Origin of the sequence: Alkalibacillus salilacus, from assembly GCF_030812915.1 — a bacterium.
Classification (GTDB): domain Bacteria; phylum Bacillota; class Bacilli; order Bacillales; family Alkalibacillaceae; genus Alkalibacillus; species Alkalibacillus salilacus.
Genome location: NZ_JAUSTQ010000004.1, coordinates 176,777 through 202,660, shown reverse-complemented (window position 1 = coordinate 202,660; position 25,884 = coordinate 176,777). Strand labels below are relative to the sequence as shown.

The following is a 25,884-nucleotide window of genomic DNA, read 5'->3' as shown; positions in this document are numbered from 1 at the left end:
CTTCGACTTTATTCATCTTGGTTAAAAGGTTTATTCATACGTTCAACGGATTCATCTTCGGCATTCAAATATAATGTTCGTGTTGGGAAGGCAACAGAAACATCTTCTTCTGATAAGATGTCCATGATTTGTAAGTTAATATCTTCTTTAATTTTGATATATTCTCCCCAATCCGTCGTTTTCGTAAAGAAATAAAGCATAATATCTAAACTACTACTATTATATTCAGTAAAGCGCACGGCAATTGTTTCTGGATCAATATCATTATGATTCTCTAGTAGTTCACGAATACGTTTAACTACAGTCTCAAGCTTCTCTTTAGGTGTACTATATTCAACACCTAAGTTAAAGTAAATACGGCGCTTGCCCATTTCACTCCAATTTGTAATCGGTTCGTTTGATAGTGTTGCATTAGGAAGTGTCACAAGTGATTCAGCGAAAGTTCTCACTCGTGTACTTCTAAATGTGATATCTTCAACGAAGCCCTCAACGCTAGGGGTTTCTATCCAATCACCCATCGTGAACGGCTTTTCTGTGATAATCACAACGCCTCCAAACAAATTTTTGATCACTTCTTGGGCCGCAAGTGCAAAGGCTAATCCACCAAGGCCGAGTCCTGCTACAAAGCCGCTTACATCATAGCCAAATTCTTGTGCGATAATGCTTAGACTGATGGCAATGACAATAAATCGAATCGCTTTAGATAAGAAAGGAATTAAGATTTGGTCAATCTCTAAATTGATTTTGTCGTTCACTTTCATCAGCAATAACGAGGAGCTTGAAGCTAAATTATAGAGTCCCCAGGTAATCACAATGATGACAGATGAACGGATGAAGTGTTCGAATAATTCATTGTCTTGTTCGAGAAAGGGAACATAATAAACAGCAATATAAACCCCGACAATGACAAATAACCATCCGACCGGCTTTTCATATGATTTTACAATATAATTGAGTAGATCTGATTTGGTTTTATGAGTCACAGCTAAAATGAGTTTGAAAATATACTTCGCAAATAATCTTCTTGCGATTAAAAAGCCGAAAAATATGGCTGCAGCAATCATTAAGCTGTACCAATGTTCATAATGAAATATGTATTCCCAAAATCGCCAGTTCATATTGAGAGCTCCTTGTGATCATGCTTTTAATGCTAAATTTATCATACTACAGCGTTTAAGAAACTTAAAGGCTACTCCTTAAAATAAGAAGTAGCCTTTCTGTTATTAGGATACTGTTTGTGCTTCGATCGCACGGATAAAACGGTCAGCTGTTGAACCACTGGATTGTGGGTTTTGCCCCGTGATAATGTTATGATCGCGAACTGAATAATCGCTCCACTTATCACCACGTTCAAAGTTTGCACCTTGTTCACGCAATTTCGATTCAAGCATGAAAGGCATGTATTCATCTAATTGCATTTCTTTCTCTTCTTCATCTGTGAATGCTGTTAGGTTCTTGCCTTTGACAATAGGTGTTCCATCTTCATAGGTCACATTGACTAATCCAGCAGGACCATGACAAACAGAACCGATGACTTTATCTTTTTCAGCGTATTGCTGTAAGACGTATTGTAACGTTTCATTGTCTGGTAAGTCGAACATTGTGCCATGTCCACCTGGTAAAAAGATACCATCAAATGCATTTGCGTCTGCTTTGGATAATTGTTCAGTATTTTCTAACGCTGTTTCAGCAGCTTTCCATTCTGGTCGGTCTTCAATACTATTTGGATCAAGGGGAACTTTGCCACCCACAACACTAGTCACTTTCACATCATATCCTTGTTCTAGAAACTTAAGATAAGGAACCGCGAATTCTTCTAGCCATAATCCTGTTTTGTGATCTTCTGTGATCGTTTCGTGATTAGTTAAAATCATTAAGATTGAATTTGCCATGGTAATTCCTCCTTTTCTAATTTCCTTTGTAACATGTTGGTTTAGCGAGAATCAAAATGTATGTTTGAAGCCCCTTAGCAAAGTTGCGGCGGAATATTGAAATTTGTATTAAATGTATAAGGTGGTGCTGGTGGAATGGAAGGGATGCCTCCATAAGCTGGTGGATTAGGCACGTAATTAAAGTAAGAACAGCCGTCAATACTTGGTCCGTGCGCCCAACGCCCTTCAGCACTTGCATTTCCTTGTGAAAAATTGTAGAAGTCATAAGCCACTGACTTCAATTCTTGATTAGAAGGGAAGGTCGACGGAACCACAACACCTTCACGTTCTTCAAGCTCTTGTAAGGCGGCTAACCACATATTCTGGTGCATGCGATCGCGAGCAATTAAGAAAGATAACATATCTTTGACGCCACGGTCGTTCGTCATTTCATATAAACGAGTGGCTTGAAGGCGTCCTTGTGACTCCGCCATAACATTCGCGCGAAAATCGGCAATCAAATTGCCACTTGCTCCAATATAATCTGCCGTCCAACTGTAACCATTACTGTCTTGTGGCATAGCGCCAAGTCCTGAAACGATGGCGTGCTGAGGGTTCATGCCGCCAATAATGGCAGCCATAGCAGGGTCTTCAGAAGCTTGCTCAAGAGTACCTGCTGGTGCATCATCTAATAGACGAGCAATCATTGTCGCTAACATTTCAACATGTGCTAATTCTTCTGTCCCAACGTCATAAAGTAAATCCTTATACTTTCCTTCCATACGCAAATTAAATCCTTGGAATAAGTATTGCATCGCAACTGAAATTTCTCCGTATTGCCCGCCTAAAATTTCTTGAAGGCGTCTAGCAAACAGAGGATCAGGTCGTTCGGGTTTAGCTTCGAACTGCAATTCCTTCACATGATAAAACAATAGATGTCACTTCCTTTTCCTTCAGTGTCATTCTATATCTATGCGTATGTGAAGGCGTTTGTCCCTATTCTTTTACTTACCAAGATTATTAAAGCAACTTACGTTTGGGTTTTTGCCTAGTTGGATCCGTTGTATGCAAGATACTTGGTCTTAGGTCATTGTATGGAATAGGTGAACGGAAAAGGGTTAATAAAAAAGCACGACCATCAAATGGAATAAATGGCCATAAATATGGAACATCAAGCGTCTTGGTCTTAATTAATAAAAGGATCCATAAAGTTATAATTATAATAAAACCTGTCGAACCAAAAGCGGCGGCACCCGTTAAAAAAATTAATCTAAAAATCCGGTTAGCAAGACTCATTTCATAACTTGGTGTCGCGTAGCTCCCGATGACTGCAGCAGCAATATATAGGATTACTTCATGTGTGAACAATCCAACTTCTACTGCAATCTCGCCAATGAGAATGGCTGAGACAAGTCCGAGCGCGGTTGCTAAAGCGCTAGGGGTATGAATTGCTGCCATCCTCAATATTTCAACCCCGACTTCAGCTAATAAGAACTGAACAAATATAGGGATTTGCCCAGGTTGTTCAATGCCAATGAATTGAAAATTTTCGCCTCCTAACTGTTGATCCGTTGCGAGTAAATACCACATCGGTAATAGAAAAAGAGCAATGAGAATCGCTGCGAATCGTACCCAACGAAGGAACATCCCGACAACAGGCGATTGGCGATATTCCTCAGCATGTTGCAAATGATGCCAAAAAGTTGTTGGACAGATCATGACACTCGGTGAACCGTCGACAATGATTAAAACATGTCCCTCTAATAAATGCACACTTGCTGTATCACTACGCTCGGTATAACGGACGAGTGGATAGGGGTTGAGCCGTTTGCCAAATATATATTCTTCAAGTGTTTTCTCTCCCATAGATAACCCATCGACTTCAATGGCCTCGATCGATTGTGTAAGTTTATCTACTATATCCTGATCCGCAATGCTATCGATATAGGCGATGGCAATATCCTTTTTCGACCTTGTCCCAACTTGCATATATTTCATATTAAGTGAACGGTCGCGAATGTGACGACGTATGAGACCGGCATTGAAGACAATCGTTTCCACGAAACCATCACGCGGTCCTCGTACAACCCTTTCTAGGTCAGGTTCTTGGGGCGAACGTATGGAATATTCTCGTGTATCGACTAAAATGGCTTCATCACAATCTTCAACAATGAATGCAGATTGACCTGATAGGACTTGAGTGATGACCGTTTCGAGATCATCTGTCGTTTCAACTTCTTGGTGTGGAATGATAGATTGAGTTAACGTATCAATTGGGTCCTTTTTTAGGTCAGACGTCTCCACATTGTTCAAACTCTTGATTGTTTCAACTAAAGAATAATTATTAGCAAAACCATCTACATAGAAGAGAGCCATTTTTCGTTCAGCGTGGACGAGTTGATGATGAATGACATCAAAATTATCATCAACACGAAGTTGTTCTTTTAGAAATTGTACATTTTTCTTAAAATCTTTATAAACGGGAGAGGAGTTGTCTTGTGTTCCCATGTGTTCACCTTCTTCATAAATGCTTAATGTTAGTATGAAGAGGGTATGACGAACTTATACGTGATGGTGTGAAGAGAGGGATTAATGTGAGATGTTTTTTCCGAATCGGAATTGTCTTATTTTCCATACCAGCAATATTAGGATTTGGTGAAGCGGGGAGGACGGGGTCAAATCATGAGCTACTCGTATACAGTTTGCTGTTCGGCTTATTTTTGATTCAAGTTGGATTAGTGGGTTATTGGCGTTATGAATCGTCTAAATTATGGCGTGTTAGTTTGCTTATATTATGGACGGGAATTCCTTTTCTCATGATTAGTCAGTTCGTTTCGTTGCTGGATTTAGCTAATGAAGTTGAGCAAAATGTGTTGTCTCAACATGGAATATTATTACCCATTGGAATATTGTCATTAGGATTTCCAGTCGGCCTGATGTTATGGGGATATGCTATTAATCGAGAGCTAACATTTTTAGGAATTGGTTTATCAATTTCAGCCTTGGTCATGGTAACAGGTCTATTAATAACGCCAATGATTCACCACAGTGGTATCATTCTTGTTTCAATTTGCTTGTATGGGGTATCGAATCGGTTGTTTCAATAAAAGTTTTTTAAGTCCGTTGTTGAATTGCGATCCGCTTTCGGTGGACGCTTTCACCCATAGGGCACAAGTGCAACATCTGCTCAATCTCACTACGTTCGTTTTTCACAGTGTTTTCTATGCAGGGGCACGGCTCGAGCCTCCTCGGAACTAAAGGAACTTCGGCTAACTACCGGACGTCCTGTCCGAACGCCGAAGTGACCCACATCCTGTGGGCCTCTGGGGGTCTCGAGACACGTGCTATTCCCGTGACGGCCCGGACGGCCTAATGTGGACGTTGGTCACAGGACGTGACCGCTTTTAGTCGACCAGGAGTCGCCACCTTCGCTTCTCACAATTCAACAACGAAGTGCTCAACCAATGTCATTCAACTCTAACATTAATAAATTCTAATAAAAAAATCTCCCGGGAAGTTCCCGAGAGATTGTGGGTTTATTAGTTCATGCCACCCATATCTTGCATCATCATATCATTCATCATCTGATTTAATTCTTCAAAACTAATTGTTTCTTCATTTTCTGGATCAATACTAAATTCAACATCACCGTTACGGTTGCTGTAAGTCGTTTGCACATTCATGTAAAATTGCATCGACTCATCTGATTCTGGATCTTCAAATAACAGATCAGCTTCAATAGTATCTTCTTGAATCTGGTCATCTTCAATCACCATTGACATATCAAATTGTTCAACGGTTAAGACTTCATCCATTTCTTCCATCATGGAATCGAAATCTTGATTAAATGTATCTACCTCTTCTTGAGTGAACATTTCATCAAACTCTTCCATGAAGGCTTCCATTAAGTAACGAAAATCTTCTTGTGTAATTGACACAGAATAACGATCTTCTTCTTGTGTAAAGTCGCCTTCATCTTTTTGTTCGATGAAATCATCAGCAATAGTTTGTGCGCGTTGTTGCATTTCTTCCTGATCCATCTCAGGCATGTCTTGACCTTCTACTTCTTGCATGTTCTGTAAGTCCATCTTCACAAGTTTCCCTTTAGCTTCTTCAGGAATTGGGAACATCATGCCTAAGTTATCAGCTAAACTATCTGTACTCATATACATGATCTGGTTTTCTAAGTCTTGTAAGAATGGAAGCTGGACATCTAGAGATAATGGCGGAATCGAACCGCTAATATCCATGACCACTTCTTGCATTTGTGCTTCTTGATCATATGTTTGGTCAACTTGTAGTTCAAAATCATTTAACATACTCGTAACTTGGTCAAACATTGGATCATTCATATTGCCACTTAACTCAAAGTCCACTGTTGATGACGATTCATAACTTTCAGCGTTCATCATGTTATCGAATGCGTCAACGACAACTTCCTTATCACTACGTTCATCTCCACACGCCGCTAGCACAACAAATAGCACCAATACAGCTGTGAGTAATACTTTCTTCATCTTGTTACCCCTCTCCTAAATAATGACAACTTAATCATACCATATTTTCAACTCATATAGTGTTGAAAACAGTAAATTCTTTTATATAAATTTTACCTTTTTTTTGCTACATGCCTGGGCTGGTGATAAATGTTAACTTTTTCTTACCTGCTGTTATATGAGCGGGGGTTTGGATATAATTTTCACCATCTGTGTCCACTTGTAATGTTCGATCCGACTCAATGACAACATTTTTCGCTTGAAAATGACGAATTTGGCTAAGTTCTTTTGTACGACTGAAGACATTTTTCAACGACAGCCATTCTTTAATGGTGTTCATATTTGATTCCTCAACAATGACAATATCTAAGCGTTCATCGCTAAAGTCTATTGTTTCAATCGGGAAATGATGTGTTCCGATGAAAGATCCATTCATCACAAGTAACATGGCGGCATCGATTTCATAATCTTCACCGTCAGCTTTGACATAAAATCGTTTCGTATCGCCTTCTTGAAAAGACTGAATAGCACTAATGAAATAACTTAATGTCCCGAATGATTCCTTTAACTCTTGATCAATACCTTCAGAGGCATCAGTAATAAGACCCATCCCAGCAAAGTTTGTGTAAAAGTGATTGTTAATTTGAGTAATATCAACATCTGTTGTCTCATTATGATTGATGACCGGTCCAAATTTTTTGAGGTTCTGTGGCAGTCCAAGTGTACGTGAGAAATCGTTACACGTACCTCCAGGGAGTAACAAAATAGGCGGCATGTCATCTAGTTCAGCTAATTCGTTAACGGCTGTATGTAAAGTGCCATCGCCTCCGTACAAAATTAACAAATCATACTGTGAAATCGTTTGGCAACAATCTTTTAGTTCTTGTTCTGATTCTGTTTGAACGAGGTCGATAGCTTTGATTTGAGTAGCTAATATTGGCATGGTTTGTTTTAACATCGTATCTTTTTCTTGGACGTTTTTATTGCCATTAAATAAAAATAACGCGTGACGGTAGTGCATGTAATCACCTCTGTATGGTATTAATTCCCCTTTTAGTGAATTTGAAACAGGCAAAAGAAATAAGTGTCTTCACAGAAAAACTCATCTGTTCAGTCATTTTACTATAAACTGTATATAAAAGTTATTATAGTTTCTGAAAATGATCTTTTAAATTTTTAAATAAACCACTTATTGAGAATCTATTTTACGTTAAAATGGGTATATAACTATTGTAAGGTCATTACACCACTACTTGATTAGAAGTAAAAGGGGAGAGTTCTGTGTCGGTATTACAAACAAACGGGTTAACGAAGCGTTTTGGTCAAGTCGAAGCCTTATCTGGAGTCGATTTGGAAGTTGATAAAGGAGAAATCTTCGGTTTTATTGGCCCTAATGGTGCCGGGAAATCGACAACGATTCGAATTTTATTAGGTATTTTGAAAGCAACAGCTGGGGAAGCGACTATTTTTGGTCAGGATGTTTGGCATGATGCTGTTAAAATTCATAAACGCATAGCGTATGTACCAGGTGATGTTAATTTATGGCCTAATTTAACAGGTGGTCAAGTGATTGATTACTTAGTTCATTTGCGAGGTCAAAAGGTGAATCAGGAACGGAAACAACACTTGATTGAACGTTTTCAGTTGGATCCGACAAAAAAATGCCGTACCTATTCGAAAGGGAATCGTCAAAAAGTAGCTTTAGTGGCAGCATTTGCAGCGGATTGTGATTTATATATTTTAGATGAACCGACCTCAGGGCTCGATCCCCTTATGGAACGGAAATTTCAGGAACTTATTTTAGAGGCAAAAGCAGAAGGAAAAAGTGTACTACTGTCGAGTCATATATTATCTGAAGTCGAGAAACTATGTGACCGTATTGCGATTATTCGTGATGGTGAAGTGATTGAAACCGGGACGATGTCAGACTTGCGCCATTTAACGCGGACGCATTTATATGTCGAAACAGAAAAAACGTTGGTCTTACCAGATCAAGGGATTCACGAATGGAAAGAAACGGACTGGGGTTACCAATTTCAAGTTGACCGGGAAGTATTAGATGATGTGATGCAAGCCATTGCACAAGCTGGAGTGACGAAAATTGAAAGCGCCCCACCTACTTTAGAGGACTTATTTATGCGCCATTATGATGTTGGAGAGGGTGACGTCTAATGCGAGCTTGGTTTAGTCGAACGGGGTCTATATTGTTATGGCAATTGAAACAAGATCGATTGAGATTAGTCATATGGCTGGTTCCTATTATAGCTGTCACTGTTTTAACAGCCATCTTATTTGAAGGATTATATCCAGATGAAGGAGATCGTCAACGTTTGGCGCAATCTGTATTAAATCCAGCGATTACGATGTTGTTAGGACCAGCTTATGGTGTCGAACAGTATGATATTGGCGCGATTATGGCACATCAAATGTACTTATTCACAGCGTTAGCAACTGCAATTTTTAGTATTTTAACAGTATCGAAACATACGCGTGAAGAGGAATCTCTTGGTCGTATGGAAATCATCCGTTCACTTCCAACAGGACGTTTGGCTCCATTAGCTGCGATTATGATTCACCATACTTTGTCATTTGTCGTATTGGCCTCTGGTGTAGGGGCTGGATTGTACTTATTATCGGTTGCCTCGATTTCGTTTGAAGGTGCTTTGTTATATGGCGTAGGAATAAGTGCTGTTGGTCTATTTTTCGCTGCTGTTACAGCTGTTTGTGCGCAATTAGCTGAGTCATCCAGAGGTACCATTAGTTTAGCGTTTTTTGTGTTGATTTTTTCTTATGCGATTCGGGGACTCGGTGATGTATCATACGACGGTTTATCATGGTGGTCGCCACTCGGATGGATGCTTGAGACACGTGTGATGGTGGATAATCATTGGTGGCCAGTCACGCTGTTATTGGTAATGGCATTATTATTAACGGGTCTAGCACTTTATTTGAATGCAAAACGTGATTTAGGAGCAGGATTATTACCAGCACGACAAGGCCCACGAAACGCTTCGAAATGGTTACAGACTCAAGTTGGTTTTACAGTGACGATGCAACGAGTCTCGATTATTGCTTGGGCCGTCGGTATGCTGATTTTCGGAGCTACCTATGGTTCCGTGTTAGGCGAAACAGGAACGTATGTAGCAGAAATTGAAATTATGAAAGAGATGCTTAACATTGATCAATTAACAGGTCGAGCCTTAATTGAAGAATTCGTTTCCATGCTAGCTGTTATCATTACGATTTTTGCGACAGTGCCAGTCATTTTATCCATGTATCGATTGGCTAAAGAAGAAAAGTTAAACCGGTTAGAATCTGTTGTCGCAACGGCTACATCAAAACAATCATTACTCGGTATTCATTTAGTGATTGGTTTATTGTATAGTCTGATTGTCGTCAGTGCTGCTGGTATTGGTATGGGGCTGATGGGTCAGAGATCAGTTGATGGATTGCAGTTTATGACAGTTTTCGAAACGATGATGGCGTACTTACCTGCAATTTGGGTAATGTTAAGCCTTGCAGCCTTATGTGTTGGCATTGGAAGATGGTTATGGATCACTTGGGCCTATTTAGGTTATTCCTTTGTTGTCGTTTATTTGGGTGGTGCTTTAGAATTTCCTGAATGGATGAATAAACTGTCACCTTTTGAATGGGTGCCAAGTTTACCTGTAGAGGATTTTAAACTGATTAATGTTTTAATCTTAACAGGTATAGCAGTTCTTATAAGTCTGCTCGCACTCGCTAGTTATCGCAGGCGAGATTTAGCTGGATAAGATGTATAAATCATTCCTTTTGACACATGATAAGCGTTAGAAGGAGTGATGACATTATGGAGAATACGATCAAAAATTTAATGAGTTCAAACATCGTATCGGTTACATCTGATCAGACTGTACAGGAAGCGGCGGCATTAATGGAACAAAATGATATTGGTGCCATTCCAGTTATCGAAAATGGTCAGCTAAGAGGGATTGTGACGGATCGTGATATTACACTTCGAGCAACGGCAAAGAATCAACAAGGTAACTGCCCGATTGGCCAGTGTATGAGTGATCAAATTGTATCAGCTGATGCAAGCATGGATGTACATGAAGCAGCGCAGATGATGGCACAAAATCAAATTCGTCGTTTGCCTGTTACAGAGAATGGTCAAGCTGTCGGTATGCTATCGATTGGTGACCTCGCTCAGCAAAACATATATCAAAATGAAGCGGGAGATGCTTTGTCGAATATTTCGATTCCGAAAGCGAAACAAGCAAATGCCCAGGCTCAGGGTCAAGCCCAGGCACAACAGATGCAGCAAGGGCAACAAGCGCAACAAGCACAAGCGCAACAGGCCCAGCAAGCGCAACAAGCACAACAGGCTCAACAAGGACAAATGAATCAACAAAGTCAATCAATGAATAACTCACAAAAGAATCCAGGCATGCAATAAGAAAAAAGGCGATCCCGCGAATGGGTCGCCTTTTTACTAGTTATGATCGCTATGATCTTCGTCGTGACTTTCTTCATTAGACTGGTCTTCATCTAATTCTGCCTCACCAACAGCGAGTGCTTGCTGAGGCATCGTATGTTGATCAACTGCTGTAACATGAGCAATCATGTGATAGACCGCGTCTTCTTCGAATGTATAATTGGCTTCATAGACACCTTCTTCGGTGAAGGAGCCCTCAATCATGTCGCTTTCTTCTTTCGAGCCTTCTTGCCAAACTTCAAACTCAACCTCGTCAGCTTCATTAACATTGTTACCATCATGAGTGACGTGAGCTGATAAAGTGACATCGCCTTTTGAGACATTTTGTTCAGTTAAGATTTCAACTTCTAGTGGTGCTAATGAATCGGGTTCAGATGACTCCTCAGTTTCCTCATTACCACAGGCTGATAATATGATTAGAATGATAGCCATTAGACTAATAAGCTGTTTTGACAATCGGAACACTCCTATTAATTAGTGAATTTTTCATATGGTTAATGTATCATGATTTATAAGTTGAATGCACAAGTATGTGTGAACGTTTTGCGGAAAATAAATGACGAAATACTGACACAAATGAGGTGACAAGATGAAACAAGATTTCTCTCAATACGATGGGGTAGGATTGAAACAGTTGACCGATCAAGGTGAAGCCTCATCTTATGAAATTCGAGCACATTTTGCCAACAAGATTAAACAATTGAATCCATTATTGAATGCGGTCGTCCATGATATGACCGATTTACCGGCTGAAGCGAAAGATGATGCTCAGAGTCTCTTGTCAGGCTTACCGATTTTGATTAAAGATTTAAACCCTGTGAAAGGACAGCCATTCACTAATGGCTCGAAATTATTGCATGATCACATCGCACCAGCTGATGATTGGTTTGTACAGAAATATCGGCATGCTGGTTTACATATTCAAGGTAAAACAAACACCCCGGAATTCGGTTTTACGCCAATAACCGAGCCGACACTTTTCGGTCCAACTCGTAACCCTTGGGACTTAACGCGCTCGCCAAGCGGGTCGAGTGGTGGCGCTGCTGCTGCAGTTGCCTCTGGCATGGCTCCGTTTGCACATGCTAGCGACGGGGGCGGTTCGATTCGTATGCCAGCCGCGATGAATGGTTTATTTGGGTTTAAGCCATCTCGTGGCCTGTCACCTATTCCACCCTATATTAATCAAATCTCAGTTAACCATGCCGTAACACGATCTGTGCGTGATAGTGCTGCTTTATTAGATATAATTAAAGGTGGGACGAACCAAGACCTGTACCCGACTCTTCGTTCTGACGAATCTTTTTCAAAATCACTTCAGCATAAAGTGAAACCATTAAAAATTGTGGTGACGCCTGACTGGCATGGTCAAGTTACGATTGATCAAGAGACTAACCAGGCCTTTGAGAAAGCGAAAAGATTACTAACTAACCTAGGGCATGAAGTAGAAGTCATTAAACCAAGATTCGATTTTCATGATTTTACTGCTCAATTTATGAATGTATGGATTGCCTCTGGAGCTGTGGCTATTGAACATCTTGGGTCGCTTGTCGGACGTAAGCCTTCGAGTGATTTACTTGAGTCAGTCACCTACGATTTGTATCAGCAAGGCTTAAAGATGTCAGCTTTCGAATATGAAGAGTCACGCGTTCGGATGCAATTACTCTCGAAGTCATTTGCGGATATTTTCAACCAATATGATGTTCTCATGATGCCTGTCATGAATCAATCAACGTTTAATACAGGTGATATGGTACCTGAAACAGTCGCTGAAATGACCGACATCATGCTTCATAATTGTAGTTTTACTCAAATCGCTAATGCCAGCGGACAACCAGCTATGAGTGTGCCAATTGATTGGACACAGGAAGGTTTACCAGTTGGCATGCAGTTTCAGTCAGCCCTAGGTCAAGATCATCTATTACTTCAATTGGCTCAACAATTAGAAACAGCGAATCCTTGGTTCCATCAGTATGTTTCACTCGAGCGGTCTTTAAACACTATGACCTAAATCATCTAAAAGCTTTTGAAGGCTACTTGTGAAGTGTTCGCGATTCTCATTAGAAAAAGCTTTTGGCCCTTTCGATCGTTCACCACTTTGTCTGGCGAGGGCATTTAGATAACGGGATTGTAGGAGTCCATCAATATTATCGTCAGTATAAACCATACCTTTGTGATGGATCGCATGAGCTCCTTTTCCAAGCACGAGAGAAGCGAGTCCATAATCTTGGGTGACAACGAGATCGCCCTTTTGGACATTCTGGATGATCTTGTAATCAGCAGCTTCAGATTCTGAATCGACATAAATCGCGTCGACTCCTGGTTGTTGATCGTTGGGAGAGAAGTGGGCAAAACTTTTGACCATAATGACCGGAATATGATGTTTTAAGGCTTCCTCTATTGTTTCATGTGTAACTGGGCAAGCATCAGCATCAATCAAAATATTCATAAACATGGCACCTCTTTTTTTGAGAATAGGATAAAAGAAATAGGTAAAAAAGTGTGTATTTTTGTCGATATAAACAGTATAATAGTCTTAATATATAAATTATTAATAAAGGTGGGAGAAACATGGCTGAGATGTCGAAATATATTATCTTTGAACTTAATAGTGAACGATTTGCGATTAATATTCAACAGGTAAGGTCGATTGAGAAATTGCCAGAGCTTACAACAATGCCACAGATGCCCGAATCGATGAAAGGTATTTTTGAATTAAGAGGTGCCATTACACCAGTTATTGATTTAAAAGAGAAGTTGGAAATGGGCCAGGCTAATAATGATGAAGAAACACGGATCTTAATTCTAACCATTGATGAAAAGCCGTTAGGTGTAATTGTTGATAAAGCAACAGAAGTCGTGGATATTGATGAAAGTACCATTGAAGCTCCACCAGAAATGGTAGCAGGAGTCGATCGTGAGTACATAACAGGAGTCGCGAAAAGTGGAGAACAACTCATCGTTATTCTTGATTTAGATCGTATTTTATATTACGAAGAATACAATGTTAGTTAATAATTTAGTTATTTAATCCCTTTATGACAAGTGTTCAGACGCTTGTTGTAAAGGGCTTTTTTGTATTGAGGTTGACAGTTATTAAATTAAGTGTAAACTAGAACCCAGTACATTACATAACTAATGCACTAACTTACATCGAATAAAGGCAGGCGAATCGATGTTAAATCATAAGAGTATGAAACCCATTTATGTGCAAATTGCCGAATGGCTTGAGAATGAAATCTTAAACCACCGCATTCAAGCACACGATAAAATGTATTCGCAATATCAGCTGGCAGAACTGTTTAATATCAATCCTGCAACAGCTGGAAAAGGGATCACAAAGTTGTTGGATGATGACTTAATCTACAAAAAAAGAGGGTTAGGGACATTTGTGTCAGACGAAGCGCGTTTAAGAATAATTCAAAAACGCAAAGAAGAGACATTACAAACGTTAATTGATGAATTAGTTCTAGAAGCTGATTATCTAAATGTAAGTGATGACGAATTAATTGAACGGATTAACCAGGCACGTAAAGGAGGAAGTTATGATGGCTGAGATTGAACTGAGTGATGTGATGAAACGCTATCGAAACCAGGAAGCAATTTCTTCGCTCACATTAAGTATTCCTGATCAAAGTATAACGGGACTAATTGGACCGAATGGTGCTGGAAAGACAACATTACTTAATTTAATGGCTGGAATTGAAGCCGCAACAGAAGGAGACGTTTCTGTATTTGGAAACGAACCGCTTGAGAATTTAAGTGTTGCAGCCAATCTATTTTATGTACATGAAGACATGATGTACCCGCAAGATTTTCGGATTAGTGAGGTCTATCAAGCCTTCAAAAAGGTTTATCCTAATTGGGATCAAGCATTAGCAGAAAATTTGTCGGATCATTTCAATATATCATTAAAACAAATGCCAATGGACTTATCTAAAGGTCAGGCGAGTACATTAAATGCCATTATCGGATTAGCCGTACAAACACCAGTAACGTTATTTGATGAACCGACAACAGGTATGGATTATGGTGTGAGAAAGGACTTCTATCGAGCGTTGTTAAAATCGTATATTGCTCATCCGCGAACTATTATTTTATCCAGTCATTTATTAAATGAACTAGAAGATCTATTAGAACATGTCATTCTATTAGACCATGGTGAGCTTGAACTTATGATGGAGATGGATAAGTTAAAACAATACGCGGTCGGTCTAGTTGGAGAATATGATTCCATGATTGATCAACAAACGATTCTTTACCAAGATCGGATGGATCTAAATCAACAGTATTGGGTGATCAAGCATCCTGGTGAGGACATGTTACAGGAGCTACGTCAGCACGGTTTTACGATTTCTCCAGTTGCTCCAGCAGATTTATGTGTTTATTTAACCCAAATGAACAGGGGTGATGTCGATCATGTCTTTTAAACAATTAACTTATCGTGACGTAACAAGGCAACAGGTTGGTTTAAAATTAGCTGCATTTCGTCGTGTTTTTTCAACACTTGCCATTTTGCAAATCGTAGGCTTTCTATTTTCGGTTGCAGGCAGTCAACAGGTTGGTGGAAGTACTGACGTAATGAGTTATATGCTCTGGGAAATCAATAGTAATGTTGTTATTATGTTTACGTTACTGTGGGCTTTAGCCACTCTGTTTGGGATGATTACTCGTGATCAACGACAAATGGAGTTTATGTTTGTTACAAATCGTTTTATTAGTCATTTATCGAATATTATTTTTCTAATTATAATGTCGGTTGTAGCAGCCTTTTTCACAGTTGGAATGACTCTGACCATGCAAACGATTGGTTATTTCCTTCATGACCCTTTAATTATTCAATCAGTTTTTACGGTGTTAGATTTAGTGGTGCTATGGGGGATTGTTACGTTACTTGTATTACTCATCTCTATAGCTAGTTATACATTGGCGACGATCATGCAATTACATACATTATTGAAAGTCATTGTTCCAGCCGTTGTAATCGGAGCTTTCTATATGCTCGCGCCGATTCGAAATGTGTTTGGATGGGTTGTGTTAGAGCAATCGGTTTTGATGCTAATGGTTAAGGTATTGATGGTTGCTTTAATGCTATCTGCAGTTGTCTTGTTTGGTGTCAAACGGTTGGAGGTGAGACGATGAACGTAACGGCATTGTTAGTTTTATTACTATTATTAGCTATTTCACTTGCGCTTGGTTTAACGATGGAGAAATGGCAAAAAACATCCTGGTTTCGAAGTCGATTTCTGATGATTTATATCGCTTGTCTAGCAGTAGGGTTCGTTACGTACTTCGTGTTTGTCGCTCCTTCTCAAGCGGAAGTAGAAGGGCAAAGTCAGTCGTTAACGCCTGGTGAGGTAAGTGAAACCATCTCTGATCAGGGTATTAGTGTTTTAGAGGATATGTTATCGGCAGAGGAATGGACAGTACCACTCGATCAAAGTTTGAGTTTAGAGCCAATTAATACCGGTCTTAAAACAGGACAGTTTTTGATTGTAAATGAAAATGATACATTATCTAATCAAGCTTCTGTCAAACTATATCGTCCACCTTCTTTAGTTGTTCGGGGTAAGCAATTACCAGTCGATTTTCCGTCTGTAAATACCACGATTAATGATGGACAAATTCAATTTGAGGAGGAAAGATTGGAGATCGAATATGTGACGCTAGGGCATTCACTGTTTTTAGAGTACTATAATGGTCATAGTGATCGTCAGAATGATCGCCAGAATAGTGGGATTTCAGTTAGTAATTTTTCTGTATTAGTTGTAGAAGTACCACCTGGTGTTGAGGTCGAGAATGAGTTAAATATCACTCCGGTTGATCTGGATTAAGTTAAAGCCCTAGTCCTTACGCATAAGGACTAGGGCTTTTTTGGATTAAAAATTAGTCATGGAAATTGGTTGATACCTTGTTCGGAAAATATCGTCAATAATATGAACGTGATCATCATGAGATAATTCGACTTTTCCATAGAGATAAAGTTTCTGGACGTCAACTACGCCTAATAACAGGCTCGTTAAATCAGAAATGTCAATTTTAATAATTGTGTCTGCTTTTGCCCCATGAATGACAGCTGGTTTGCCGTTTGTGAAAGCGACAGTCACTTCACCATCATTCGTAGGATACATGGAGTCTGTCACTTGGAACGTTACTGTGTGATTGGCGTTATTAAAATTGTGTTGTTTAAGTTGATTGAAAAAGCGCTCAACGTTAATAATCCGATACATTAAGCCGAGTCCAGATGTATTGGTTTGATGATAAACGAAATTAACCAGGTTGTCTGATCCATCACGGGCATCGGTGAAAAAGTGATGAAGCGTATCATCTTGCGTTGGTACGGAAATACGGTTCACTTGGTCTTTTTGAGTATGGAAAAACGTCGATAACTGATGTAAAGCATCACGGTTCGTATATATGAATTCATGAATTGTGATGTTACTGGATAAGAAGTTGTTCACTTCACGTTTTTTGAACGAGAAGATCGCATAGCCTGTAACGACTCCATTTTGTTTAACACCAACGATTTTAATATCGAATTGTTCAAATGGGCGTTTATACTGGAAACCTTCCTTTTTCATGACTCCATGGTGTTGTTCTGCGAAACGATTATAACAAACGACAAGATCATCTTTGTCCTCATGTGTTAAATAAGTGATGTCATCTTTTTTGCTAAAGTTAGGGAAAGCGTGCGGTGCAATGTTATAAACATCCTTTTTCTTGCCGTAGCCAAAGCCCATTTGATAATAGAAGTCTGGACGAAAGGCATATAAAGTTGCGAGCGAAAACCCACGCTTGTCATAATGATCAAGGAAATAATCGACTAATGATTTCGCGACGCGTTCCTTTTTATGTAACAAATCAACGGCCACAGAACTAAGTCCACCAACTGGTAAGAATGTTCCGAACACATTCATTTGAAAGTCAAACAGTTTCATGGAGCCAATTAATTGGTTTTGTTCAAAGGCGCCATATGGAACAACCAAGTTGGTTTCTTGGAAAAATGATTTTTCGCGTTCGACTAATCGTTTAATATCTTCTTCCTTCTCGGCTGCATTTGCCGTATAGGCTTGTTCATGTAAAATTATATTATCGCGGAATTCTGATTCATCTAATGGTCTAATCTCGTGCATAACATGGCCTCCTTATTTTACCTTATTATAGACTGAATGGCCTTTAAGTTCCAATAGTTTATGGAAATGAGAGGATTTCATGATTATTTAAGTGCTAAAAATTGAATGACTGTCTAGTAAAAGAGCGACCACCCTTCTGTTTGGATGGTCGCTCTTTAAAAGTTATTGTTGATTTAATTTAAATTCATTAATCAATTTGTTTAATTGTTCACTTGATTCATTTAAATCTTCAGCTGATTCGGATAATGATTGTAGTGCGTTTGTTTGTTCATCAATCGTAGCATTAATTTCCTCATTGGATGCAGCTGTTTCTTGAATATTAGCTGAAATGGATTGAACCGAACCGACCACATGATCTTTGTATTGATTCATCTCTTGAATTGCTTGGACGTTCTGCTCAACACTTTCGGTAATGTTCTGGACCGCTTGGCCAATGTCGTTAAAGACTTGAACCGTTTCATCGACGACTTCGTTTTGAGAATCAGTCGTTGATTTCGCTTCTTTCATCGAATGAATGGCTTCATTGGAGCGCTCTTTTACATCATCAATGATTTTGCGAATTTCTTCTGTTGAATTTGAAGACTGCTCGGCTAATTTCCGAACCTCTTCAGCGACAACAGCGAAACCTTTACCATCTTCACCTGCGCGTGCAGCTTCAATTGAAGCATTTAAAGCTAATAAATTCGTTTGTTCAGAAATATCGTTAATCGTATGAATAAAGTCACTGATTTTTTGGATTTGGTTATTTAATTCTTGGACAACATTTTCGGCTTGATTAAATTGTTGTTTCGATTCATTTGAATATTCAGCGAGCTGATCCATCTGATTTAACCCTTTGTTATTAACGGTAACAGCTTCTTCAGCTAGCTCGTTCATGTTTGTACTACTATCAGAAATAGAATCGATTTGTTCACTTAATTGGTTCATTTGATCCGTCATGGTTTCAAGGTTTTCTGATGATTGTTGCGCACCTTTTGCGATTTCGTTCATCGTGCCTTGAATTTCTTCGTTTGATGCAGTTGTTTCCTCACTGACAGCGCTGAAGTTCTCCGATGATGAACGGATGACCTCGGCTGATTCGTGGGTTTTCTGCAACAACTCTCTCATATGTTGGACCATTTTATTGAAGTGATCATATAAATAACCGATTTCATCATTAGACTGGTGATGAGCTTCGACGGTTAAATCACCGTGAGCGACGTCATCCATTTTCTCACGTAGAGTAGTGATCGGTTTTGATAAACGTCCGCTAAAGATGTAAATTCCTGTACCAAGTACAAGAAGCACGACCACACCAGTGATAAGTTGTTGAATTAATAAATCGTTAAGTGATGCATAAATTTCATCTTCTGGCACGGCAATACCAAATGTCCAGCCTGTCGTTGGCATCGTACGATAATAGACTTGGTTCGTTGTATCATTAGCATCTACTGTGAATTGACCTTGTTCATTTCCTGTTAGTTGATCAGCATAATCACCAAACATGTCTGTTTCGTCAATCGTCGAATTCATTACGAGTGAATCGTCCTGGTGGGCGATGATTTGTCCGTTGTTGTCAAAACCAAATGCCCAGCCTGATTCATAGATTTGAATATCAGAAATGATTTGTTGGATTTGTGTTAAATCGGTATCAGCTGTGACGACTCCATTGAAATTACCTGAACTATCAGTGAAAGGAACAGTCGTTGTGACCATCGTAATTCCACTAGCATCATCATAGTAAGGATTACCCCAAACCGCTTCTTCTGATCCTTCAGCTTGAGTGTACCAATCCCAGCTCGGGTAATCGTAATCCGTTTCTTCGTAGACATCCGTATAAACTAAATCTTCACCGTCTTTATAAACATACGGACCAAAATATTCTCGGTCTTCGTCATATTCGTATGGTTCAAACCAAATGCCTGAGCCATATGTATCAGCATTAGTGGCAATATTATTTTCTAACATTTGTATGTAATCTTCTTCAGATACTGAATCACCAGTAGAAGAAAGCGTACTTGCCGTTGTTTCAGCAAGTTGTTCATGACTGGCGAATCTTTCTTCAATTTGACTAATGGCATCGTCCTGTAAATTCGTGATTCTATGTTCAATTTCCTCATCTAGCTGACTTTTTGAAATATTATAAGACAGAATAAGAAAAATTGAGAGTCCGACCACCATTAAAGGAAGAAAAATAAATAAGAGCTTCCTTTTAAGACTTGATGTTCCCTTCTTCATAACCAACCTCCCGTTAAGTTTGTTTAAAAAATTTTTAACATTAGATAATTTATCACTAAATACCCATTTTGTCAAAATGAGTCGAAAGGTGTTATGAGCATTATAGATCAGAGTCTTGTCAGTTTATAAGGGATGAAGTTAGTTGTGGTAGGACTTAAATAAATAATAGCCAAGTATTTAATGAATTTCATAGAGTTAAATAACGAGGGTGCATAAGTTTATGTATTTCTGTTATTTTATGTGATAAAATTATTGCTAAATTAATTGTTACTTTTATTTCTATTTATGGTGATAAAATATATAGTAAGAGATTTATGACAATGGCATTCATTAAACCTAAGATCAGAAACGCTCAGAAGGTATTCTGGGAGTCCTTGGAGCATATTATAGCCATTGTTATTACTTTTGATATGCTTTTTTCTTTGGTATTAGCTCACGCTGTTTAACTTGTAGAATTTATAAAGGGAGAGTTTCTTAAATAGATGAGATAGTAGAGTTGGGAAGTGAGGATAAAATGAAAAGATTATTTACGAAACTAACCATAATTTTTGTGTTAATTGTTTTAAGCGCTTGTAATAATAGTGATTCAAATTCAAACACCATTTCTGTTTCAGAGACTACAGATAGAGAAAATATTATACTTTCGACTACTACAGATAAATCTTTTGTATTTGATTTTGAGATAGATGATGAATACAAAGAAGTATCTGTATGGATTGAAAAATATGAAGCTGGTGAATTGGTTGATGATCGATTAAGTAATGTAAAAACACAGATAAGTGAAAGTGGTTCGATTGTTTTTTCAAACTCTAAGAATAGTAATACAGAAAATCAACATACATTTAATATTGGAATAGGTAGTAATGGTAGCACAGGGTCAATAAGTGGTTACGACTTAAATTCAAATGATTTGGATAATATGGCAAGTGTGTGGGGGAGTTTTCTAGAAGAACTTAGTGTAGATCAAGACGAATTAGTATTAGCAAACATTGGTTATTCCAATAATGAAAACGGCATGAGCTCTCTTTCAAAAGATTATTATGAAGATCCTGAAGGTAATAATAATGAGTTGAAGAAATATGATGTTGCTTATCTTCTTAAAGCTAAATTTATTAAGTAGAGTAATTTAACTAGATGACAGTTATGGAATTGAATCATTGCCCCATATCAAGTGTCATGACACCAATCAGTCATGGCGTTTTTGTTTGGTCATGAGTCTCAATCTAAAACATATGACGTTTGTCACATAAAACTCCTGACGTTCATGACTATTTAAGCGAGCTGTTTTTTTCTAAGATGAGTGAAAGAAGACTTATCATTGGAGGCAGTTATGGCGAATAAAAAATTAGCTCAACTTAAACAAGACATCAAACCATTTGAAAGCTCCGGTACGAAATCAAGTGTATGGCAATTGGTTAATACATTGCCTCCATTCTTTTTGCTTTGGTTTTTAGCTTATGAAGCGATTTCAGTATCATTGATTTTATCCATTGGCCTATCGGTTTTAGCGGGTGGATTTATGGTGAGAGTATTTATCATCTTTCATGATTGCTGTCATGGGTCGTTTTTTAAAAATCGTAAACTGAATCATTTCATTGGAACGGTTACAGGGATTATCACAATGTTCCCGTATAGGAAATGGAAAAGAGAACACTCCATTCATCATGCTACTAGCAGCAACTTAGACAAGCGGGGTACGGGTGACGTCTGGGTAATGACTGTAGAAGAGTACAAGAAGTCATCAAAGTTGGAGAGGCTTCAATATCGCTTATATAGAAATCCGTTTGTTATGTTCGTGTTGGGTCCCGTTTATTTATTTTTAATAACGAACCGAAGAAATAGAAAAGATGCTAAGAAAACAGAACGCCAAAATACGTATTTGATCAATATTTCAATTATTGGGATCACTGCTCTATTGATTTGGGCGATTGGGTGGACGAGCTTTTTGATTGTTCAATTACCGATTGCGTTTATTGCAGGGTCTCTTGGAATATGGTTGTTTTATGTTCAACATCAGTTTGAGGATTCTTATTTTGAAGATGAATCTGAGTGGGATTATGTTAAAGCAGCTATTGATGGAAGTTCTTATTATAAGCTTCCACGGGTTCTTCAGTGGATCACGGGGAATATCGGCTACCATCATGTTCATCACTTGAGTCCTAAAGTGCCGAATTATAATCTAGAAAAGGTACATGAGTCGATCCCACCTCTGCAACAGGCAACGACGATTACGATGGGAAGCAGCTTGAGATCGATCCGATTTAAGTTATATGATGAGAAGAGTAAGACCTTCGTTCACTTTAAAGAAATTCATGAACGGCTCCAATCTTCTGATAAGGTGTTCACAGAAAACTAAACTTCAGTAAAAGAAAATCATTCACAAAGTGGATGGTTTCTTTTTTTGGTGAAATGGGTGATACTGATAAGAGATTCAAGAAAGGAATTTTTTGATGCAAAATTGGTTTAATTTATTCCCTAAAAATATAAGTTTGAGCATATACGTATGGGTAATTTCGAGCTTATTGCCCTTTTATTTCATTTTTCGGTCAAATACATTGTCGGAAATATTGCTTGGTGTGTTATTGATTGTTATATTCTTTGTTGCGTACCGGCTTTCCTTTCTATCGATTGGAGGGTTTTTGTACATATGTGTTTCAATCATGATGCTGATTAGTGTTGGCATGTCTTTGTTTTATGGATATGTATACTTTTCATTATTTATTGCTTTTTTCATCGGAAATGTGCAACATAAAAGTGGTTTTATTTCGCTTTATGTCGTTCATTTAGTTTTGACCGTTGTTGCTTCGGCATCGAGTTATTTTACACAACAAGAGCTGTTCTTATCTCAATGGCCATTTTTAATCCTAACCATTCTTGGGGTAGTATTGCTACCAATCAATACATACAACCGGAGAAAAAGGCAGAAGCTTGAGGCACAGTTATCCGATGCCAAAGATAGAATTTCACAGCTACTGGTCTTTGAAGAACGTCAACGAATTGCGCGTGATTTGCATGATACACTAGGACAAAAGCTATCTTTGATTGGATTAAAAAGCGATTTGGCTGGACGCTTGATCGACAAAGATCCTGATACAGCTAAAGTTGAAATCCAGGATATCAACCAAACTGCTCGCACAGCCTTAAAAGAAGTCAGAGATATGTTATCGGGCATGCGAATAACGAAGTTTTCTGAGGAGATTAAGCATGTTAAGCAGCTGTTGGAAGCGGCAACAATTCAGATCGATATCCAAGGCGACAAAGAACTAAAACATGCACCCTCGTTAGTAGAAGACGTCATAAGCATGATCTTAAAAGAGGCTGTGAACAATGTGGTTAAGCATAGTCATGCGACACACTGCAATATAACCACTACCGAATCAGCACATGAAACAGTTTTGACGATTGAAGATAATGGCGTCGGAATAGAAACTGAAGGTAGCTCAGCATCCGGCCATGGGGTGAATGGAATGATAGACAGGTTAGAATTTGTGAATGGAAAACTGGAAATCATAAGTGATGAAAATGGAACAAAATTGACTGTGACCATACCCAATGTCATGAAACAGGAGGGTTAAAATGATTCGAATCGTGTTGGCTGAAGACCAAGGAATGTTACTTGGAGCACTAGGTTCTTTGTTGAACCTTGAAGAAGATATGGAAGTAGTCGGCAAAGCCAAAAATGGCGAAGAGTCCGTCCGTCTGGTAAACGAATTGAAACCGGATATTTGTATTATGGATATTGAAATGCCGGTTAAAAATGGGTTGGAAGCAGCCGAGGAAATAGGCGACCAGAAATGTGAAGTCATCATTTTGACCACCTTTGCAAGGGCGGGTTACTTTGAACGGGCACGTAAAGCTAAAGTTAGTGGGTATCTACTAAAAGACAGTCCAAGTGAAGAGTTGGCCAGTTCGATCCGAAGTATTTTAAATGGTCGGAAGGTATATGCGCCAGAGTTAATCGACTTGGTGTATGAGGAAGACAGTCCTTTAACGGAACGAGAAAGTGAAGTCATTGAGTTAATTTCTAAGGGGAAAAGCACCAAGGAAATTTCCAAGGAACTGCATTTAACGAACGGAACAGTGCGTAATTATATCTCGGTTATTTTTGATAAACTGGAAGTATCGAATCGAATCGAAGCCATTTCGAAAGTAAAGGATAAGGGTTGGGTCGAATAGAGAGTGAAAGAGCTCAGAGCGTCGAAACTTATAATAGATTAGCTATTTGATGCATCAAATGAATCGAATTGATTTGATGAATAAAGATGAACACTCGGGATGGAACCAGGATGAAGATTGTTGGAAAGACTCTAGTGACTGATTTTCAGTTAACTAGAGTCTTTTTTGTAGATTTGATTATCCTTGAAAGTGTGAGGGCGAGCTGAACCCCCGCAAGTGCAAGCATAACCCTCACAATGGAGCTCTCTATAAAACCCTTCCAATCCGAAAAAACTACTCCGCTATCTTCGATAACTGATCATCATCTTCTTCTGGGTTACCACGTCCATCTGTATTGTTTGTCAATACGTACGCTTCACCGTCTGCAACGAGGATATCTCGCAATCTACCTTCATCATCCAAGATTATTTCTTGGTTACCTGATTCGATATCGAAGCGGTAGAGGGATTGTCCTGCTAGTCCGGTTACCAAAAGATTTCCTGCATCGTCAAATGCCGCTCCGGATGGTGCCCACGTTTCTTCGCCGGAATGAATGGTTGGGGGTTCCATTCCATCGGCTGTGTCATCGCCGCGAACGACTGGCCAGCCATAATTGTTTCCTGGTTCAATATGATTGATTTCATCATATGCTGTGCTCCCGTGTTCTGAGCTATATAATTCGTCGTTTTCGTTCCAGTCGAGTCCTTGTGGATTTCGGTGGCCATAGGAATAAATTAATGAATCTTCAAATGGTTGATCATCTGGAATTGATCCGTCAAAGTCCATACGCAAGATTTTACCGGCTAGGTTATCTGTTTCTTGGGAAAGGTTTTCATCGCCTGCATCACCTGTGGTGGCATACAAATAGTCGTCTGGTCCAATTGCAAGTCGTCCGCCGTCATGGATTCGACCTGCTGGAATTTCATCGACCAACACATCGGTTTCTTGCCAGGTTTGGTTTGATAATTCAATTGCTATAATGCGATTGAACATTCCCTCACCGGTTTGATACGTATGATAAATATAGGCGGTTTGGTCATCCTCCGGGTCTAGAACCATACCAAGCAAGCCTTCTTCGCCTTGGCCGGAAACGACTTCTTGTTCAAGTTCAATCGTCTGTCTTTTCATATTTTCACCATCAAAATAAACGATTGATCCGGAGCGTTCGGTCATGTAAAATTCATCATCATTTTTAACGATATTCCATGGACTATTCAAATCATCAACTACTGTTTCTGGTTCTTCCAGAAACGTTAATTCTTCTACATTTTCTCCATTGGGATCACCGTTCTCACTTGACTCTGTTTCACCTGATTCCTCAGTCGAATCCTCTTCACTAGCTGCTTTATCCGAGGATTCTTCTGTCGGTTCTTCTGTTTCTTGGTTACCGTCTGTTTGACAGCCTAATAAAAATAAAGCCATGAATAGTGGAAACGTCCATTTCACTAAAATCCGCTCCCTTATTTACATCTTTCCTTTTATTTTTCCCTACCAATTTGTCTGCTAATCATATAAGCCCCTTTCTATACTTAAAAGGGGTG

The 25,884-nt window shown here is 39.0% G+C and carries 25 protein-coding genes; 14 read left to right on the top strand and 11 right to left on the bottom strand.

The window, feature by feature from the left end; all coding sequences use genetic code 11:
• Positions 1 to 8: 8 nt before the first annotated feature.
• The 4 genes from J2S77_RS06910 to J2S77_RS06895 form a co-directional block, all read right to left on the bottom strand.
• A complete protein-coding gene (locus tag J2S77_RS06910) occupies positions 9 to 1,118 on the bottom strand; it encodes a mechanosensitive ion channel domain-containing protein (RefSeq protein ID WP_306975894.1) in 1,110 nt (369 codons plus the stop codon).
• Positions 1,119 to 1,223: 105 nt separating this feature from the next.
• Positions 1,224 to 1,892: a type 1 glutamine amidotransferase domain-containing protein gene (locus tag J2S77_RS06905; RefSeq protein ID WP_306975893.1), complete on the bottom strand. Its 669-nt coding sequence runs from the start codon at positions 1,890 to 1,892 to the stop codon at positions 1,224 to 1,226.
• Positions 1,893 to 1,966: 74 nt separating this feature from the next.
• A complete protein-coding gene (locus J2S77_RS06900) occupies positions 1,967 to 2,803 on the bottom strand; it encodes a manganese catalase (RefSeq protein WP_306975892.1) in 837 nt (278 codons plus the stop codon).
• A gap of 88 nt (positions 2,804 to 2,891) precedes the next feature.
• Positions 2,892 to 4,379: a spore germination protein gene (locus J2S77_RS06895; RefSeq protein ID WP_306975890.1), complete on the bottom strand. Its 1,488-nt coding sequence runs from the start codon at positions 4,377 to 4,379 to the stop codon at positions 2,892 to 2,894.
• A gap of 86 nt (positions 4,380 to 4,465) precedes the next feature.
• Between J2S77_RS06895 and J2S77_RS06890 the strand changes: the two genes are divergently transcribed.
• Entirely contained in the window at positions 4,466 to 4,978 is a 513-nt protein-coding gene (locus J2S77_RS06890) for a hypothetical protein (RefSeq protein ID WP_306975888.1), read from the top strand.
• 432 nt (positions 4,979 to 5,410) lie between these two features.
• On the opposite strand, the gene J2S77_RS06885 is transcribed toward J2S77_RS06890, so the two are convergent.
• On the bottom strand, positions 5,411 to 6,388 hold the full coding sequence (locus tag J2S77_RS06885) for a hypothetical protein (protein WP_306975886.1): 978 nt from the start codon (positions 6,386 to 6,388) through the stop codon (positions 5,411 to 5,413).
• Between the two features lie 106 nt (positions 6,389 to 6,494).
• Positions 6,495 to 7,388 (bottom strand): diacylglycerol/lipid kinase family protein, encoded by an 894-nt coding sequence (locus J2S77_RS06880; RefSeq protein ID WP_306975882.1) that lies wholly within the window; start codon positions 7,386 to 7,388, stop codon positions 6,495 to 6,497.
• 260 nt (positions 7,389 to 7,648) lie between these two features.
• On the opposite strand from J2S77_RS06880, the gene J2S77_RS06875 reads away from it, so the two are divergent.
• The 3 genes from J2S77_RS06875 to J2S77_RS06865 are packed head-to-tail and all read left to right on the top strand — an operon-like array spanning position 7,649 to position 10,802.
• Positions 7,649 to 8,539 carry an ABC transporter ATP-binding protein gene (locus tag J2S77_RS06875; protein ID WP_306975880.1) on the top strand — a complete coding sequence of 297 codons (891 nt, stop codon included), beginning with the start codon at positions 7,649 to 7,651 and terminating at the stop codon, positions 8,537 to 8,539.
• On the top strand, positions 8,539 to 10,140 hold the full coding sequence (locus J2S77_RS06870) for an ABC transporter permease (protein ID WP_306975878.1): 1,602 nt from the start codon (positions 8,539 to 8,541) through the stop codon (positions 10,138 to 10,140). Before J2S77_RS06875 ends, J2S77_RS06870 begins: the two co-directional genes overlap by 1 nt.
• Before the next feature lie 56 nt (positions 10,141 to 10,196).
• Positions 10,197 to 10,802: a CBS domain-containing protein gene (locus J2S77_RS06865; protein ID WP_306975876.1), complete on the top strand. Its 606-nt coding sequence runs from the start codon at positions 10,197 to 10,199 to the stop codon at positions 10,800 to 10,802.
• Positions 10,803 to 10,838: 36 nt separating this feature from the next.
• On the opposite strand, the gene J2S77_RS06860 is transcribed toward J2S77_RS06865, so the two are convergent.
• Entirely contained in the window at positions 10,839 to 11,297 is a 459-nt protein-coding gene (locus J2S77_RS06860; protein ID WP_306975873.1) for a FixH family protein, read from the bottom strand.
• A 133-nt stretch (positions 11,298 to 11,430) separates the two neighbouring features.
• Here J2S77_RS06860 and J2S77_RS06855 point away from each other — a divergent pair, with 133 nt between their 5' ends.
• On the top strand, positions 11,431 to 12,849 hold the full coding sequence (locus J2S77_RS06855) for an amidase (protein ID WP_306975871.1): 1,419 nt from the start codon (positions 11,431 to 11,433) through the stop codon (positions 12,847 to 12,849).
• On the opposite strand, the gene J2S77_RS06850 is transcribed toward J2S77_RS06855, so the two are convergent.
• Positions 12,832 to 13,287, bottom strand: a complete 456-nt coding sequence (locus J2S77_RS06850) for a YaiI/YqxD family protein (protein WP_306975869.1) — start codon at positions 13,285 to 13,287, stop codon at positions 12,832 to 12,834. The genes J2S77_RS06855 and J2S77_RS06850 overlap by 18 nt on opposite strands.
• A gap of 122 nt (positions 13,288 to 13,409) precedes the next feature.
• Between J2S77_RS06850 and J2S77_RS06845 the strand changes: the two genes are divergently transcribed.
• From J2S77_RS06845 to J2S77_RS06825, 5 genes are all read left to right on the top strand, one after another.
• Complete coding sequence (locus tag J2S77_RS06845) at positions 13,410 to 13,853, top strand: chemotaxis protein CheW (RefSeq protein ID WP_306975868.1); 444 nt, start codon at positions 13,410 to 13,412, stop codon at positions 13,851 to 13,853.
• A gap of 160 nt (positions 13,854 to 14,013) precedes the next feature.
• Entirely contained in the window at positions 14,014 to 14,394 is a 381-nt protein-coding gene (locus J2S77_RS06840) for a GntR family transcriptional regulator (RefSeq protein WP_306975867.1), read from the top strand.
• Entirely contained in the window at positions 14,387 to 15,268 is an 882-nt protein-coding gene (locus J2S77_RS06835; RefSeq protein ID WP_306975865.1) for an ATP-binding cassette domain-containing protein, read from the top strand. The genes J2S77_RS06840 and J2S77_RS06835 overlap by 8 nt, the downstream gene beginning before the upstream one ends.
• Positions 15,258 to 15,980, top strand: a complete 723-nt coding sequence (locus J2S77_RS06830; protein WP_306975863.1) for a hypothetical protein — start codon at positions 15,258 to 15,260, stop codon at positions 15,978 to 15,980. The genes J2S77_RS06835 and J2S77_RS06830 overlap by 11 nt, the downstream gene beginning before the upstream one ends.
• The gene (locus tag J2S77_RS06825; RefSeq protein ID WP_306975862.1) at positions 15,977 to 16,672 is read left to right on the top strand and encodes a hypothetical protein; all 696 of its coding nucleotides are present in this window, start codon (positions 15,977 to 15,979) and stop codon (positions 16,670 to 16,672) included. Before J2S77_RS06830 ends, J2S77_RS06825 begins: the two co-directional genes overlap by 4 nt.
• 45 nt (positions 16,673 to 16,717) lie before the next feature.
• Here the strand turns inward: J2S77_RS06825 and J2S77_RS06820 are convergent, their stop codons facing one another.
• Entirely contained in the window at positions 16,718 to 17,971 is a 1,254-nt protein-coding gene (locus tag J2S77_RS06820) for a GNAT family N-acetyltransferase (RefSeq protein ID WP_306975860.1), read from the bottom strand.
• A gap of 162 nt (positions 17,972 to 18,133) precedes the next feature.
• Positions 18,134 to 20,188 (bottom strand): methyl-accepting chemotaxis protein, encoded by a 2,055-nt coding sequence (locus J2S77_RS06815; RefSeq protein ID WP_306975858.1) that lies wholly within the window; start codon positions 20,186 to 20,188, stop codon positions 18,134 to 18,136.
• Positions 20,189 to 20,702: 514 nt separating this feature from the next.
• Here J2S77_RS06815 and J2S77_RS06810 point away from each other — a divergent pair.
• From J2S77_RS06810 to J2S77_RS06795, 4 genes are all read left to right on the top strand, one after another.
• The gene (locus J2S77_RS06810; RefSeq protein WP_306975856.1) at positions 20,703 to 21,308 is read left to right on the top strand and encodes a YgaN family protein; all 606 of its coding nucleotides are present in this window, start codon (positions 20,703 to 20,705) and stop codon (positions 21,306 to 21,308) included.
• A gap of 210 nt (positions 21,309 to 21,518) precedes the next feature.
• The gene (gene desA, locus J2S77_RS06805; RefSeq protein ID WP_306975855.1) at positions 21,519 to 22,544 is read left to right on the top strand and encodes a Delta(5) desaturase DesA; all 1,026 of its coding nucleotides are present in this window, start codon (positions 21,519 to 21,521) and stop codon (positions 22,542 to 22,544) included.
• A 94-nt stretch (positions 22,545 to 22,638) separates the two neighbouring features.
• Positions 22,639 to 23,763 carry a sensor histidine kinase gene (locus J2S77_RS06800; RefSeq protein ID WP_442319944.1) on the top strand — a complete coding sequence of 375 codons (1,125 nt, stop codon included), beginning with the start codon at positions 22,639 to 22,641 and terminating at the stop codon, positions 23,761 to 23,763.
• A gap of 1 nt (position 23,764) precedes the next feature.
• On the top strand, positions 23,765 to 24,364 hold the full coding sequence (locus J2S77_RS06795; protein ID WP_306975851.1) for a response regulator transcription factor: 600 nt from the start codon (positions 23,765 to 23,767) through the stop codon (positions 24,362 to 24,364).
• A gap of 273 nt (positions 24,365 to 24,637) precedes the next feature.
• On the opposite strand, the gene J2S77_RS06790 is transcribed toward J2S77_RS06795, so the two are convergent.
• Positions 24,638 to 25,789 (bottom strand): PQQ-dependent sugar dehydrogenase, encoded by a 1,152-nt coding sequence (locus J2S77_RS06790; RefSeq protein ID WP_306975850.1) that lies wholly within the window; start codon positions 25,787 to 25,789, stop codon positions 24,638 to 24,640.
• Positions 25,790 to 25,884 lie beyond the last annotated feature (95 nt).

Bases quoted from the DNA above. Each gene is read 5' to 3' on its own strand.
- J2S77_RS06905 (WP_306975893.1), bottom strand. From the start codon at position 1,892: ATGGCAAATTCAATCTTAATGATTTTAACTAATCACGAAACGATCACA.
- J2S77_RS06815 (WP_306975858.1), bottom strand. From the start codon at position 20,188: ATGAAGAAGGGAACATCAAGTCTTAAAAGGAAGCTCTTATTTATTTTT.
- J2S77_RS06865 (WP_306975876.1), top strand. From the start codon at position 10,197: ATGGAGAATACGATCAAAAATTTAATGAGTTCAAACATCGTATCGGTT.
- J2S77_RS06895 (WP_306975890.1), bottom strand. From the start codon at position 4,379: ATGGGAACACAAGACAACTCCTCTCCCGTTTATAAAGATTTTAAGAAA.
- J2S77_RS06870 (WP_306975878.1), top strand. From the start codon at position 8,539: ATGCGAGCTTGGTTTAGTCGAACGGGGTCTATATTGTTATGGCAATTG.
- J2S77_RS06800 (WP_442319944.1), top strand. From the start codon at position 22,639: ATGCAAAATTGGTTTAATTTATTCCCTAAAAATATAAGTTTGAGCATA.
- J2S77_RS06910 (WP_306975894.1), bottom strand. From the start codon at position 1,118: ATGAACTGGCGATTTTGGGAATACATATTTCATTATGAACATTGGTAC.
- J2S77_RS06845 (WP_306975868.1), top strand. From the start codon at position 13,410: ATGGCTGAGATGTCGAAATATATTATCTTTGAACTTAATAGTGAACGA.
- J2S77_RS06795 (WP_306975851.1), top strand. From the start codon at position 23,765: ATGATTCGAATCGTGTTGGCTGAAGACCAAGGAATGTTACTTGGAGCA.
- J2S77_RS06855 (WP_306975871.1), top strand. From the start codon at position 11,431: ATGAAACAAGATTTCTCTCAATACGATGGGGTAGGATTGAAACAGTTG.
- J2S77_RS06840 (WP_306975867.1), top strand. From the start codon at position 14,014: ATGTTAAATCATAAGAGTATGAAACCCATTTATGTGCAAATTGCCGAA.
- J2S77_RS06885 (WP_306975886.1), bottom strand. From the start codon at position 6,388: ATGAAGAAAGTATTACTCACAGCTGTATTGGTGCTATTTGTTGTGCTA.
- J2S77_RS06835 (WP_306975865.1), top strand. From the start codon at position 14,387: ATGGCTGAGATTGAACTGAGTGATGTGATGAAACGCTATCGAAACCAG.
- J2S77_RS06825 (WP_306975862.1), top strand. From the start codon at position 15,977: ATGAACGTAACGGCATTGTTAGTTTTATTACTATTATTAGCTATTTCA.
- J2S77_RS06830 (WP_306975863.1), top strand. From the start codon at position 15,258: ATGTCTTTTAAACAATTAACTTATCGTGACGTAACAAGGCAACAGGTT.
- J2S77_RS06850 (WP_306975869.1), bottom strand. From the start codon at position 13,287: ATGAATATTTTGATTGATGCTGATGCTTGCCCAGTTACACATGAAACA.
- desA (WP_306975855.1), top strand. From the start codon at position 21,519: ATGGCGAATAAAAAATTAGCTCAACTTAAACAAGACATCAAACCATTT.
- J2S77_RS06880 (WP_306975882.1), bottom strand. From the start codon at position 7,388: ATGCACTACCGTCACGCGTTATTTTTATTTAATGGCAATAAAAACGTC.
- J2S77_RS06810 (WP_306975856.1), top strand. From the start codon at position 20,703: ATGAAAAGATTATTTACGAAACTAACCATAATTTTTGTGTTAATTGTT.
- J2S77_RS06820 (WP_306975860.1), bottom strand. From the start codon at position 17,971: ATGCACGAGATTAGACCATTAGATGAATCAGAATTCCGCGATAATATA.